Below are 14,148 nucleotides of genomic sequence, written 5' to 3' on the forward strand. Positions count from 1 at the left end.
CGCGAACACGGGCCGGGCCTGCCGGCCAATTTCCACCGGCCGTTCAACGTTGCTGCCGCCACCGTATTCGCGGGTAAACCCGCTCCTACATGGGTTGGTGGTGAACACACATCGGTGGCTCGGCACCGCCCGTTGTAGGAGCGGGTTCACCCGCGAATGGGCCGGGCCTGCCGGCCAATTTCCACCGGCCATTCACCGTCGCAGCCACCAACGTATTCGCGGGTAAACCCGCCCCTACATGGGTCGGTGGTGTACACACATCGGTGGTTTGGCTCCGGCCGTTGTAGGAGCGGGTTCACCCGCGAATGGGCCGGGCCTGCCGGCCAATTTCCACCGGCCATTCACCGTCGCAGCCACCACCGTATTCGCGGGTGAACCCGCTCCTACATGGATCGGTGGTGTACACACATCGGTGGCTCGGCATCCACCCGCCACTATTCTCTGCGTAACAGCGCAGCCCGGAAGGGCTGGGTGATCTCCTGAGTCAGGCATGGCCTCAGCTTACCCGGCTGTAACCCCCACCACCCCGCCTCGCGACAGCACCCACTGCCACAACTGAATGTCCCGCGCGCGAAATGCGCCGGCACAGGACAACAGGTAGTAACGCCACATACGCCGGAAACGCTCGTCCAGTTGCTCACAGTCCCAGGCGCCATCCATGTAGGCCTCGCCCAGGCCGAGATTACCTTGGGCCAGCGCACGTCGGGGGACGTCGGCATCGTGCAGTTGCATGTCCCATGGCATCTCGCCTTCCAGGCCAAGCTCGGCCTGGGCCAGCAGTGTGCGGGCAAAACGGGTGCTGCGGTTGTCCTGTGCGGGGTCGCACAGCGAATCGGAAAGCTCGGAAGGCATGGTGTGTCCTTGTCGATATTGGAGAGCGGACGCGCAATCAGTCGTGTTGCGGCCCCTGGTGCAGTTGCAGCACCACTTCCAGCTCCTTGCGCAGCCATGGCTGCTCAATCTGTGGCAAACGGGCTTCGAGTTGGCGGGCGACCCAGCGCTGGCCACGGGCAATAAACTGCAGACGCTGGGGCAAATCGCTGATGGTCATGGCCTTGGCGTAGAACTCGCCAATACCACCGCCTGGCTTGGCGTCGAGGCGCTCCAGGCAGTGGCGCAGGCGTCGACAGCTTTCCGCTTCGCCGTGGTGCAGTTGCTCCAGGTGTTGCAGCAACGCCGGGTCATCGGTTTCGCGGGCACTGTCGAGCATCAGCCGGGCACCCGCTCGCTCGGCGCGCATTAGCATGCGCAGCCAGTCGATCAGGTCGTCGGCGGGGGATTGAGCCAGGGTCGGTACTTCACAAGCGTGCGACATGGGAAAACTCCTGAAGCCGCTCTGGAACGCGGCGACGGAAGGAGCTTAGAGCCCTGACGCGCTGAAAATAATTGAAATTAAATGGGCTTTGAGTGCAACAAATCGAATACGAGTCACAGATGATGGCGTTAACTGCAACTTTTTTGCAGTTAACTGCGTCATCGTTGAGTGCCAGCGGTACGACTCAGTTCAGTTGCTGAAGTTTTTCCGCCGGCAACCAGCCCAGTTCGCCATTGCCATGACGCCTGAACGCCGCAGAGCTGCATCCACAATTCCACTGCACCCGATCCTGATAATTAATTGGAGACAGACGCCCATCCCCCCTACCGTGGTACGTCACCCAAGCCTCAGTAAAAAAGGCCCGATCATGAACGACCGTGAGTTCATCAATGCCATCGACGCCGATGGCCTGCCCCTGCACATTGCCGTAGGCAACGGCCGCATTACCCACATCGGCCCACAACGCGCCAGCACCCCAGCCCGCGAGACCATTGACCTTGAAGGCCTGCTGGTGCTGCCAGGTTTCGTCGACGGCCACATCCACCTGGACAAGAGCTTTGTCGGTGACCGCTGGCGCCCGCACCAACCCGTCGCCAGCCTGCGCGAGCGCCTGGCCGTGGAAAAGCGTGAACTCGCCAGCGCCCCGCCGATCGTCGAGCGCGCCGACGCGCTGATGCGCCAGGCCGCCTCGTACGGCACCCTGGCCATGCGCTGCCACGTGGACGTGGACGCCACTACCGGCCTGACCAACCTGCGCGCCATTCTCGAAGCCCGCGACAAGTGGAAAGACCTGATCGACATCGAGCTGGTGGCCTTCCCCCAGGCCGGGGTGGTGACCTGCCCCGGTACCGCAGAAGTCATGGAAGCAGCCATCCGCGAGGGCGTGCAGGTAGTCGGAGGCATCGACCCGACCACTCTGGACGGCGACGCCGACGCTCAGCTCGACACCGTGTTCGGCATCGCTGATCGGCATGGGGTGAAAGTCGATATCCACCTGCATGAGCCCGGCGACATCTGCATCGCCCAGCTTGACCGTATTGCCGCGCGCACTCAGGCACTGGGCATGCAAGGCCTGGTGGCGGTCAGCCATGCCTATGGCCTGGGTGACGTTCCCGACGCTGTCGTCGACCGCAGCGCCGAGGTGCTGGCCGGCGCTGGCATTTCGATCATGACCAACGCCCCGGGCGACCACGCCTTCCCACCCGTGCTGCGCCTGCGGGCGGGTGGTGTGCGGGTGTTCACCGGCAACGACAACATCCAGGATGCCTGGTGGCCTTATGGCAATGGCGACATGCTGCAGCGGGCGATGCTGATCAGCTACCGCTCGGGGTTCAATACCGATGAGGAACTGCGGGTGGCGCTGGCGATGGCGACCGAGGCCAGTGCCGGGGTAATGGGCAAGCAGGATTACGGTTTGAAGGTGGGTAACGAGGCCAGCTTCGTTCTGTTCAAGGCGCCGAATGCGGCGGCGGCGGTGGCGGCTGCCATTCATGAACGGGTCATCGTGCGCCACGGCGCGTTCTGGGGCGGGCCTGCGCAGTTGCAGTTGAAGGCTGCGCAGTTCGCTACAGAGCTGCGCCGCTAAAGGACTGACGCGATCTACATGTAGGAGCGGGTTTACCCGCGAAGCAGGCCACGCGGTGCATGGCACCGGCTTCGCCGGTGTTCGCGGCTAAAGCCGCTCCTACAAGGAGCGCGTGAGCCTGCAGTACCTTGGAGCGGGTTCACCCGCGAAGATGGGCGAAGCCGGTGCCAGCCAAGGCCTACTCCGCCTCGCTACGCAAAATCCCGATCAGAATCTGCGCCAGCGCCATGACCATCGGGTCCGCCGTAGGCCGATGAAAAATCGCCGCCTCAAACACCTTGATCGGCTTGAACCCCTGCTCTGCCCCCAGCACCCGATGCCCGCCCGTCACTACCCGCGACGGCAACAGGCTAACTCCCAATCCATTGGCCACCGCCTCCTGGATCCCCGCCAGGCTGGAACTGGTAAACGCAATCCGCCAACTGCGCCCCATCGCCTCGACTGCACTGATCATGTCATCCCGGTACAACCCCCGCGGTGGAAAGGTCACCAGCGGAATCGGGTCCTGGGTAAAACACGGATATTGCGCACTGTCGATCCACTCGATGCGCTCCGGCTGGCAAGCATTGGCCTCGCGGCTATGCCGACGCTGCTTGATCAGCACCAGGTCCAACTCGCCACGGTCGTAGGTACTCATCAAGTCCCGGCTCAGCCCACCGGTAATCTCCAGCTTCACCGTCGGGTTGAGCCGGTTGAACACGGCCAGCGCCTGCATCGTCTTGCCCGCGACAAAATCATCTGGCAGGCCGATACGCACGGTCACCGTCACCCCGCCCGACATGGCTTCGGTCAGCTGGCTGCTGACCGCCAGCAGGTGCCGTGCGTAGCCCAGCAGGGTTTCCCCGGCATCGGTCGGGTGCACTTCGCGGTTGCTGCGGTCGAGCAACTGGTGGCCGACCATTTCCTCTAGCCGGCGCACCTTCTGGCTGACCGTGGACTGGGTGGAATGCAGGCGCGCGGCGGCGGTGGTGAAACTGCCGCAGTCGGCCACCATGACCACGGTGCGGAGCATGTCCAGGTCGTAGATGGCGCGGTTGGGTTTGATCGAGTCTGGCATTTGGCGGGTTCAGCTTTCTGGATGGGGCTGGGTACATGATGCCTGAAGGTTAGACGCATGACGCATTGCCCTTGTGCGGGAGGTGCTTTGTATACGCGCACACAGATGATGCAGCGGGCTGACCATTGATGCCAGGCGATTGCTCCTACAGCTACAACTTACGCTGCAGCGGCGTCCTTATCATCACCGCTGATCTCGAACTGCCCCACCAGTCTCTCCAGCTTGCCGGCATCCACCCGCACCTTCTGCGCACTGCTCTGCAGCACCTGCGCAGTCTGGCGCATCTCGCTGGAGGACTGATTGACCTGCTCGATGGTCTTGCCATATTCCACGCTACGCCGGTTGAGCTGCTGAATGATCGCGAACATGCCTTCCACCGCCTGGTGCAGTTGCACGTTCTCGGACGAGGCGTCCTCGGCAAGGCGCAGGCTGTTGTCGACGTCATGTACGCCCTGCTCCATGAAGCTCACAGCCTCGCGGGTTTCGCCCTGCAGGCTTTCGACCATGTGGCGGATGTCTTCGGCGGCACGCGCGGTACGCGCAGCCAGGCTGCGCACCTCGTCGGCCACCACCGCGAAGCCGCGGCCATGCTCGCCGGCACGCGCCGCCTCGATGGCGGCATTGAGCGCCAGCAGGTTGGTCTGGTTGGTAATGTCGCTGATCAACCCGGTGATATTGCCGATCTCGACCATGCGGCTGTCCAGCCGTTGCACGCTGGACGACGAGCGCGCCACCACATCGCGGATCGACTGGGTGCCGGCCTGCACTGCCAGGAATTGCTCGCGGGCGCGGCTGACCACTTCGTCCATGGCCTGTTTCATCTGCTCGGCACTGACCGAAGCCTGCTGCAACTCGCCCAGCTGTTCTTCCATGATGATCATCATCTGGTGCACGGCGTCGGCTACATCGGCAGAGGAGACGCTCGCGTCCTGGCTGCGGCCGAGCATGACCTGGTTGGTGGCGCCGACCGTGCGGCTGGCCTTGACCACCTGCCCCACCACCGCGTCCAGGCGGTCGATGAAGCTGTTGATCCAGCGTGCCATGTCGCCACTCTCGTCGTTGGCCAGGGTACCGGTGTCCAGACGCTGACGCAGGTTGCCTTCGCCTTCGGCGATAGTGCGCAGCACGTCGCTCATGCCGTTCAGGCGCGCTGCCAGACGTCGCGGGCCGAGCACGCTGAACAGTAGCGTGGCAGCGAGCATGCTCACGGCTTCGATGCAATCGTTCAGCCCCTGCGACAGGCCAGCATAGTGCTGCACCAGGTAATTACAGCCGAACAGACCGACCATGGTCGCCACAAAGGGCTTCATCAAGCCGTGGCTCAGCGAGCGGCGGCGGTAGACCTCCTCCAGGTCGGCCTCGCACATCATGCCCCAACGGTCTGGCGAGCCCGGCAACTGGAAGGTGACACCCTTGCCCACCACCGGCACATGGCGGTAGTCGGAGTAGCCCGGGTAGGTGACGAACAGGTTGGCGCCGCAGCGGATGGTTTCGCGCACGCCCGGGTGCAGCTCGCGGGTCGACGGGTCGGTGAAGCGCAACTCCAGTTCGGTGTGTCGCTGCACTTGCACGGTGGCCCATGGCGTGAGCACGCCGCTTTTCAGGTTCTGGCCGTGGGTAAAGGTGGCGTCCTCGAAGCGCGAGCGCGACAGTGCCGTGCCGGGCTGGATAGCCGGGTCGAACCGCGACTGCGCCATGAACAGGTAGTTATCGCCCGATTCGGCGAAGATATGCCCAGCCTCACGCTGGATCAGGTCGCCTAGCACATCGTTGGGCACCCGGCCGCACAAGCAGCCGAGCACTTTGCCGCCGGCCTTCACCGGCTGGTAGAACATCAGCGTGACTTCATCGTGGAAGCGCGAGGATGACGGGCCGATGCGCAGGGTCAACGGGTCGCTGTAGGGGCCGTGCAGGAATGGCGCCTTCAACCCTTGGGCCAGCGCTGCGGTGTGCTCTATACGCGGCATACCGCGCTGCGGCCAGGTCGAGGCGATGACGTTGCCGCCAGTATCGACGACGAACAATTCGGAAAAGTCTTCGGCCTGCGCCAACTTGTCCCGCAGCAGCGCACTGTCGGCTTGACCGAAGCCTGGCGCCAGCTGTTCCGCCAGTTCCGCCAGGTGCTCCCAATGTTCACGCGCCCAGTCATGCAGCAAGCGCACGCGGGTCTGGGCAATGGCTTCAAAAGCTTGCTCGATCTGCGGATAGCTCGCCCGGTTCAGGCGGCACGCCCAGCCCATGCTGAACTTGCCGGTTTTACCGAACCAGGGCAGCCAGCCCTTCTCACTCGATGACAACTGCATGGAACCACTGGAAAGCGACATTATCTTCACCGTACGCGACATCGGATGGCAATCTGATAGCAAGTCGCACGCCAACGGCATTAACGGTGATTAATCGGCTATTTCGGGATGTAGGTGCACATCAGCAGTGCAAGGACGCTGTGAGCACGCCTGCGGGCGCACCATCGAAGGGCAAAACGGAAAGGATTACGGACTTAGCCTGAATGTGACAAATAGCAGCCAAAACTGCTCGCACATCGCACAACAGTTCGATAATCGCACAAATTCAGCCAAAGCCTCTCTACTGTTGCCCTATCTTGCGGCACGCTATAGCGAAAGTCAGCAAACATTTTCAAGCGCTGACAGGCCCCATCGCTTCACGCGCTCCGGCCAGCCCGACAACCACAACTCCAGGAACAACCAGGAGCTCGCCTTGATCAATAAAACGTTTGAATCCATCGCCAGCGCGGTGGAAGGGATCACCGACGGATCGACCATCATGGTCGGTGGCTTCGGCACAGCCGGCATGCCGTCCGAGCTGATCGATGGCCTGATCGCAACCGGTGCCCGTGACCTGACCATCATCAGCAACAACGCTGGCAACGGCGAGATCGGCCTGGCCGCCCTGCTCATGGCAGGCAGCGTGCGCAAGGTGATCTGCTCGTTCCCGCGCCAGTCCGACTCGTACGTGTTCGACGAACTGTACCGCGCCGGCAAGATCGAGCTGGAGGTGGTACCGCAGGGCAACCTGGCCGAGCGCATTCGCGCCGCAGGTTCGGGCATTGGGGCATTCTTCTCGCCGACCGGCTACGGCACCCTGCTGGCCGAAGGCAAGGAAACCCGCGAGATCGACGGCCGCATGTACGTGCTGGAAATGCCGCTGCACGCCGACTTCGCCTTGATCAAGGCGCACAAGGGTGACCGTTGGGGTAACCTGACCTACCGCAAGGCCGCGCGCAACTTCGGCCCGATCATGGCCATGGCCGCCAAGACCGCCATCGCCCAGGTCGACCAGGTTGTCGAACTCGGTGAACTGGACCCGGAACACATCATCACCCCGGGTATTTTCGTCCAGCGCGTGGTCGCCGTTACCGGCGCTGGCGCTTCTTCGCTTGCCAAAGCTGTCTGAGGCCTGCCATGACCATCACCAAAAAGCTCTCCCGCACCGAGATGGCCCAGCGCGTGGCCGCAGACATCCAGGAAGGCGCGTACGTAAACCTGGGCATTGGCGCCCCGACCCTGGTGGCCAACTACCTGGGCGACAAGGAAGTGTTCCTGCACAGCGAGAACGGCCTGCTGGGCATGGGCCCAAGCCCGGCGCCGGGCGAGGAAGACGATGACCTGATCAACGCCGGCAAGCAGCACGTGACCCTGCTGACCGGTGGTGCCTTCTTCCACCATGCCGACTCGTTCTCGATGATGCGTGGCGGCCACCTGGACATCGCCGTACTGGGCGCCTTCCAGGTGTCTGTCAAAGGCGACCTGGCCAACTGGCACACCGGTGCTGAAGGTTCGATCCCTGCCGTAGGCGGTGCGATGGACCTGGCCACTGGCGCCCGCCAGGTGTTCGTGATGATGGACCACCTGACCAAGACCGGCGAAAGCAAGCTGGTGCCTGAGTGCACCTACCCGCTGACCGGGATTGGTTGCGTCAGCCGCATCTACACCGACCTGGCCGTGCTGGAAGTGACGACTGAAGGGCTTAAAGTGGTCGAGATTTGCGCGGATATCGACTTTGACGAGCTGCAGAAGCTGAGTGGTGTGCCGCTGATCAAGTGATCGGCGCAGCCGGCCTGCACACGCTCGTGTAGGAGCGGCCTTGCGTCGCGATTGGGCTGCAAAGCAGCCCCTGGCTTTCAGCTTCGCCGCAGATATCGCCGGGGCCGCTTCGCGGCCCTTTCGCGACACAAGGTCGCTCCTACAGGTCCTGCGCCCGCCTTGCTCAAAACAAACGCGGTCTTTTTTGTAGGGCATTTCCCAAAGATACTGTTGCCGCCTATTTTCCGTTACGGGTGTGGCGTGCGAGCAGAATCTTGATGCACACAAGCAGCGGTGCCGCCACAGCAAACAGCACCACCACGGCACTGAACGCCATATCGAAGGCGATGACTGCCGACTGCCCCGATACAGCCCGCCCCAGCAGAGCCACCGAAGCACGACCCGCAGCCACGGCATCCATGCCCTTGCTCCCCAGCATCGCAGTGATGCCGCCAAGCCGTTCGATGACAGCCGTCGACCCACCGGTGACATAGGTACCGAGAACTGTCGCGTTGATCACCTGCTGATGGTCGAAAAGCGTTTGCAGCCCGGCAACCCCCATCAGCCCCCCGAGCTGGCGACCGACATTGAACAAGCCGATCCCGCTGGCCAGGTTCTCCGGCGCCAGCTCACCAAACGCGATCAAGGTGATGGAGAGAAACAGGAAACCCAGGCCAAGACCGCGTAACAGCACGCCAGCCATCATGTCGTGCGCACCGCTCTCACTGGTCGAGCCCGACAACATCCACATGCCCAGCATGATCAGCAGGATGCCGAACGGCACCGTGGCAAATGGCGCGACGCCACGGGCCTGCATGAGATACGCCGCCAGCAGCAGCGCACCGACGAACAGCGCAGCGCTGGGCAACAGCAAAAAACCCGCGTCCGTAGGCGTGAAGGCAAGCACTGAAAGGGCAAAAGCCGGGATCAGGTATGCGCTGCCGAACAGCGCCGCCCCTGCGACGAAACTGACGATGAAGGCAAACGTGAAATCGCTGGATTTGAACAAGGTGAAGTCGAGCACACCTTGATTGCGCGCCAGCATCTGATGGCCAAGAAAAAACAACAGTGCGGCGATGCCCAGCACCGTTGCCACGATAATGCGCGGTTCCTCGAACCAATCCCAGCGGCTGCCCTGACTCAAGACATACGCAAGACAGCAAAGACCTGTGAAAGCCAACAGCATGCCGACACCATCAGTCCTTCGCGAGGACGGCATGGCAATCCTGGGCACGCCTGCAATCAGCAGGCAACCCAACGCCGCGAGCGCCAATGGCACGACGCTGAAAAAGATCCAGGTCCAGGACTGGCTGTCGATCAACCACCCTTGCAGGGCTGGCACCAGAGTGGCGGGCGCAACGACCGCCCCCATGGCGAAAAAAGCCTGAAGAATGGGTTGCTGGCCTCGTGGACAGACAATGAATATCAATACCTGCCCACCCACCAGCAACACACCTCCCGCCAGCCCCTGGAGCACGCGAAGCACGATCAACAGGTCCAGGTTCGCCGTGAACGCGGTGACACCACAAGCCAGGCCCATGATGAAGGTCGCGGCCATGATCACATCGCGAGGCTGGAAGCGAGCCAGGAACCAGGATGCCCCGATGAAACCTATGAGTTTGCAGGCGGTGTAACCCACATCCAGCCAGGCAAATTCATCTGGCGTTGCATAGGTGTCCCCCAGCATGTCGTTGCGGCCGAGCGCCAGCACACTGCTGGCAATGGCCTCGGTCAGGACGGCCAGGATGATGCCGGCGATCAGCAACACGCCTTGAGCGGACCGGCCATCAACGGGCACAACGACTTGAGGCTCGGGAGCGGCGATGTTCACGAGCCCCCTCCGACCTCTACCTCGACCCGCGCCGAAAGCCCCGGCACGATGCGCCCAGGCAGCGGGTTCTGTGCCAGACGGATTTTCACCGGCACCCGTTGCACTACACGGACGAAATTACCCGTTGCATTGTCTGGCGGCAGCAAGCTGAACGCCGCCCCGCTCCCCGGTGCAAAACTGTCGACCAGCCCTTCCAGCACGTCATCCGGATAACCGTCGATCGTCACCTGTACCCGCTGCCCCGGCTGGATATGTTCGACCTGGGTTTCCTTGAAGTTCGCCACGATCCATACATTGTCGACCGGCACGACATCCAGCAATGTTCCACCCGGCGTAACGAACCGACCGACACGTACCTGCCGGTTGCCGACGATGCCCGATACCGGGGCACGCACGACCGTGTGCTCCAACTCGATCCGGGCAAGGTCACGTGCAGCATGCGCCTGGGCGATTGCCGCCACTGCCGCCTCCCGTTGGGCCATCAGCACGGCAATACGCTGTTGCTGGGCATCGAGCGTGGCCGACGCGGCGGCTACCGTCGCCTGGGCGCTGGTGCGGGCGGCGTCGGTCTGGTCGACCACCGACTGGCTGACAGCGCTGAACACGATCAGCTTGCGGCTGCGCTCATGGGTTTTGTTGGCAAGACTGCGCTGTGCGACCGCTGACTGCACGCCAGCCGCTGCCTCGCGGATCTGCGCGCGTTGCAGCTGGGTCTCGGCCTCGATGTTGGCCAGGCTGGCTTCAGCCGCCTTGACGTTGGCCTCGGCTTGAGCCAACTGTGCCCGGTAGTCCCGGTCGTCGATCCGAAACAGCACATCCCCCGCCTGGACTCGTTGATTGTCCTCGACCTCGACGGCAACCACGTAACCCGCCACCTTCGCAGCGAGCGAAGTCACATCACCTCGCACATAGGCATTATCGGTAAAGGTTGCGCTGTTCGACCGGGCAATGGCCCAGCCAGCGACAAGGACGGCCAGAGCGACGAGGCACAGCAGTATTCCAATCCGTTTTCTGCTGTTGGGCCGCGACGCCAGAGCCCCAGTGCTGTCGCCCGTGGCGACAGTATCCTCGAGCGTGTTCATCTGCTGGAGTCCTGCTGTGTGCGCCTGGCGGTCGTCACCCGCCAGGCTCCGTGGATTGGAACGCCGCTCATTTCGCGCTGGGGGTGACCAGTTCCGTTTCGCTGCTGTCGAGCACGAACACGGCCATCAGCCGGGCGGGCTTGGTATCGCTGGCATTGGCGCTCACGGCGTGAAATGCGCCAGGTGCCTCATACCAGTTCTCCCCTGCCTTGTAGGTTTTCTCCGGCTCTCCATTGACGCTGCTACGCACCTCGCCCTCCAGCACGGTCGCGTAGATGAACGCAGACTTCGGATGCCGGTGCGACGGCGACGACGCACCCGGGGCATAGTCGACGATCACACCTCGCATGCTCTTGCCAGGCACGTTCGGCAATGGATGGTCAAATACGACCGAGACCTTGCTTGCCGGGCGCTCATCGGCCGACACCGAAGCGATGGAGAGGGCCGCGATCGCCGCGGCGCAGAGAATTCGACTGAACATGGCGTACTCCTTGTGGAGAAAGTTTCGATTGGGGGCAGATGCTTGGTCAGGACTGTGCGAGCCAATCCTCGAAGTGAACACGGCCGAGACGCGCGTCACTACCGGGCGTCAGCGACCTGTCATCAAGCTCGGCGCCAAAGTAACGGGCGTGCACGTCAGGGACGACCTTGCGCGTATCGCCTGTCAGCCGCAGGAAACGCCGGACCAGCTCATCCAGCGGCATGGCCTCGGGGCCAGCCACTTCAAGCGTGCCGTTGGCCGGAGTTGCGAGCACCACATCGACCAGCGCTGCCGCCACGTCGACCGAGGCCATGGGTTGGATCAGCGCTGGCGAAAGCTGAACTTCGTTTCCCACGGTGGCCGCCTGGGCAATGCCGCCGACGAATTCGAAGAACTGCGTGGCACGCAACAGGGTGTAAGGAATGGCAGACGCCTTTATCAGCGCCTCTTGCGCGACCTTGGCACGGAAGTAGCCGTTTTCCGGCAGGCGCTCGCAGCCGACGATCGACAGCGCGACATGGTGGCGAACACCCGCCGCGGCCTCGGCGGCCAACAGGTTGCGGGTGGAGGTCTGGAAAAACTCCAGCACGGCCTGGTCCTCCCAGGACGGTGCGTTGGCGACATCGACAACCACATCCGTACCGTCCATCACCGCTGCGAGCCCTTCGCGCGTGATGCTGTTGACGCCTGTGCTGGGCGCCGCGGCTACGGCCTCATGGCCGCGTTCACTCAGGCTTTTGACAAGTTTTGAGCCAATGAGGCCTGTGCCTCCGATGACGACAATCTTCATGGGGTCTTTCCTCTTCTCGACCGCAACCATTGCCGTCGAAGTAGGAGAACAATGCGCCCATGCCTGCTGTAAGTCCTTGCAGAGGGGTTGGATTTACCTTCAGGAAGGCTTGGTTTTGCGTCCAACCCGCAGAGCGGGCGGGCCATGGGCTGTGCAGCCCGTTTCACGCTGCCGTATCATCATCAGCGGACACTATTGAGCAATCGCCTCGGACACGATGCCTAGGGCGCTCGGCCAGAGGACAAGACGTTGCAATTCATGTTTGAGAATTATGTGCTCGATCAACAGCGCCGGGAGTTGACCTTGCGTGGGCAGGCCGTGACCATCGGCCCGCAAGTCTTCGACTTGTTGCTGCAACTGGTCAGCAATCATGAGCGTGTGATGAGCAAGGATGAGTTGCTGAAAACAGTGTGGGGCGGGCGGGTCGTCTCCGAATCGACAGTCACCAGCCATATCAATGCAGTTCGCAAGGCTATTGGCGACTCCGGAGATGAACAACGCCTGCTGCGCACAGTCGCCCGCAAGGGATACCGCTTCATTGGCGTGATTCAGGTGGTGAGTGAACTCGACCGGCCTCTCGTCGAAGCATCCGCAGCGGCGGAAAGCGAAAAAGCCAATGAGCCGGCCCTCGCGCTTCCGGACAAGCCGTCCATCACCGTCCTCCCCTTCCAGAACCTCAGCGGCGACCCTGAACAGGACTATTTTGCCGACGGTGTTGTTGAAGACATCATCGTTGCCCTCTCGAGAATCCGTTGGTTGTTCGTGATCGCCCGCAACTCCAGCTTTACCTTCAAAGACCGGCGCGTTGACATCCAGGATGTGGGCCGGGAGTTAGGCGTGCGCTATGTACTGGAGGGTAGCGTGCGCAAGGTCGGTAACCGGGTGCGCATCACTGGCCAGCTGATCGACGTCACCAGCGGCGCACATATTTGGGCAGAGCGCTTCGAAGGCATGCTGGACGACATTTTCGAGCTTCAAGACCAGGTTGCAGAAAGCGTAGTAGGCGCCATCGCCCCGCAGCTTGAGCGTGCGGAGATCGAACGCGCGAAGCGCAAGCCTACCGAGAGCCTATGCGCCTACGACTATTACCTGCGCGGCACCGCAAAGCTACATAACGGCACTCGCGAGGCAGTGGAAGAAGCGCTATCGCTCTTCTACAAAGCCATCGAACTCGATTCAGAGTTCGCGTCGGCCTATGGCATGGCTGCGTGGTGCCACTTATGGCGCAAACTCAATGGCTGGATGCTGGATCGCCCGCGGGAGATTGCCGAGGGCGCACGCTTGGCGAGATTGGCGGTAACGCTCGGTCGCGATGATGCTGTGGCCCTGACGCGGGGTGGGCATGCATTGGGGCACCTGGCCAGAGATCTCGATGGCGGAATTGCCCTGCTCGACAGGGCACGGCTGCTTAACCCCAATCTTGCCCCTGCCTGGTACCTTGGGGGCATACTGCGAGCGCTACGCGGCGAGGCTGAAGTCGCGATAGAAAACCTGACCCATGCAGCCCGCTTGAGCCCTCTGGATCCAGAAATGTTCAGGATGCAGGTGGGGATGGCGCTTGCGCACTTTTTTGCCGAACGCTTCGACTGTGCGCTGAGTTGGGCTGAAAAGGCCTTGGGGAACCTGCCCAGCTTGCTTGCCGCGAGTGTATTGATTACAGCCAGCCATGCCCTCAGCGGGCGGCAGGACGAGGCTAGCCAGGCATTGGCACAGTTGCAACAGTTAGACCCGAACCTGCGGATATCCCAGTTGAGAGACTGGCTACCGATCCATCGGGACGAAGACCTGGCTCGCCTTGCTGACGGGCTTCGGCTGGCTGGTTTAGCGGAGTAAAGGCGCCCGCCCCAAACGGCCTGGCATCTCCTTCAAGGTAGGCACAGGACCTGTAGGAGCGGGGGGGGGGGGGGGGGGGGGGGGGGGGGGGGGGGGGGGGGGGGGGGGGGGGGGGGGGGGGGGGGGGGGGGGGG

11 protein-coding genes and 1 pseudogene are annotated in these 14,148 nt (G+C 62.6%); 4 read left to right on the top strand and 8 right to left on the bottom strand.

What is annotated here, in order from left to right; genetic code table 11:
• Positions 1-496 precede the first annotated feature (496 nt).
• A pseudogene (locus ACIP1G_RS28305) lies at positions 497-633 on the bottom strand (cyclopropane-fatty-acyl-phospholipid synthase); the annotation flags it as partial.
• Positions 634-889: 256 nt separating this feature from the next.
• Positions 890-1,315, bottom strand: a complete 426-nt coding sequence (locus ACIP1G_RS28310; RefSeq protein ID WP_400743082.1) for a DUF892 family protein — start codon at positions 1,313-1,315, stop codon at positions 890-892.
• Between the two features lie 367 nt (positions 1,316-1,682).
• Between ACIP1G_RS28310 and ACIP1G_RS28315 the strand changes: the two genes are divergently transcribed.
• Positions 1,683-2,900, top strand: a complete 1,218-nt coding sequence (locus ACIP1G_RS28315; protein WP_400743085.1) for an amidohydrolase family protein — start codon at positions 1,683-1,685, stop codon at positions 2,898-2,900.
• A 178-nt stretch (positions 2,901-3,078) separates the two neighbouring features.
• Here ACIP1G_RS28315 and ACIP1G_RS28320 read toward each other — a convergent pair whose 3' ends face one another.
• Both ACIP1G_RS28320 and ACIP1G_RS28325 read right to left on the bottom strand, forming a co-directional pair.
• On the bottom strand, positions 3,079-3,957 hold the full coding sequence (locus ACIP1G_RS28320) for a LysR substrate-binding domain-containing protein (protein ID WP_400743088.1): 879 nt from the start codon (positions 3,955-3,957) through the stop codon (positions 3,079-3,081).
• 158 nt (positions 3,958-4,115) lie between these two features.
• On the bottom strand, positions 4,116-6,341 hold the full coding sequence (locus ACIP1G_RS28325; RefSeq protein WP_400743091.1) for a methyl-accepting chemotaxis protein: 2,226 nt from the start codon (positions 6,339-6,341) through the stop codon (positions 4,116-4,118).
• Between the two features lie 331 nt (positions 6,342-6,672).
• Between ACIP1G_RS28325 and ACIP1G_RS28330 the strand changes: the two genes are divergently transcribed.
• Both ACIP1G_RS28330 and ACIP1G_RS28335 read left to right on the top strand, forming a co-directional pair.
• The gene (locus ACIP1G_RS28330) at positions 6,673-7,368 is read left to right on the top strand and encodes a 3-oxoacid CoA-transferase subunit A (protein ID WP_346646880.1); all 696 of its coding nucleotides are present in this window, start codon (positions 6,673-6,675) and stop codon (positions 7,366-7,368) included.
• Positions 7,369-7,376: 8 nt separating this feature from the next.
• Complete coding sequence (locus ACIP1G_RS28335; protein ID WP_400743094.1) at positions 7,377-8,018, top strand: 3-oxoacid CoA-transferase subunit B; 642 nt, start codon at positions 7,377-7,379, stop codon at positions 8,016-8,018.
• Between the two features lie 217 nt (positions 8,019-8,235).
• On the opposite strand, the gene ACIP1G_RS28340 is transcribed toward ACIP1G_RS28335, so the two are convergent.
• The 4 genes from ACIP1G_RS28340 to ACIP1G_RS28355 form a co-directional block, all read right to left on the bottom strand.
• The gene (locus ACIP1G_RS28340; protein ID WP_400743097.1) at positions 8,236-9,828 is read right to left on the bottom strand and encodes an MFS transporter; all 1,593 of its coding nucleotides are present in this window, start codon (positions 9,826-9,828) and stop codon (positions 8,236-8,238) included.
• Positions 9,825-10,910 carry an HlyD family secretion protein gene (locus ACIP1G_RS28345; protein WP_400743100.1) on the bottom strand — a complete coding sequence of 362 codons (1,086 nt, stop codon included), beginning with the start codon at positions 10,908-10,910 and terminating at the stop codon, positions 9,825-9,827. The genes ACIP1G_RS28340 and ACIP1G_RS28345 overlap by 4 nt, the downstream gene beginning before the upstream one ends.
• A gap of 67 nt (positions 10,911-10,977) precedes the next feature.
• Positions 10,978-11,391, bottom strand: a complete 414-nt coding sequence (locus ACIP1G_RS28350) for a cupin domain-containing protein (RefSeq protein WP_400743103.1) — start codon at positions 11,389-11,391, stop codon at positions 10,978-10,980.
• A gap of 46 nt (positions 11,392-11,437) precedes the next feature.
• Positions 11,438-12,181, bottom strand: a complete 744-nt coding sequence (locus ACIP1G_RS28355) for an SDR family oxidoreductase (RefSeq protein ID WP_400743106.1) — start codon at positions 12,179-12,181, stop codon at positions 11,438-11,440.
• Between the two features lie 249 nt (positions 12,182-12,430).
• Here ACIP1G_RS28355 and ACIP1G_RS28360 point away from each other — a divergent pair, with 249 nt between their 5' ends.
• The gene (locus ACIP1G_RS28360) at positions 12,431-14,014 is read left to right on the top strand and encodes a winged helix-turn-helix domain-containing tetratricopeptide repeat protein (RefSeq protein WP_400743109.1); all 1,584 of its coding nucleotides are present in this window, start codon (positions 12,431-12,433) and stop codon (positions 14,012-14,014) included.
• Positions 14,015-14,148: the final 134 nt, after the last annotated feature.

The sequence above is a fragment of the Pseudomonas sp. NPDC089392 genome (genome assembly GCF_044749595.1).
Taxonomy (GTDB): domain Bacteria; phylum Pseudomonadota; class Gammaproteobacteria; order Pseudomonadales; family Pseudomonadaceae; genus Aquipseudomonas.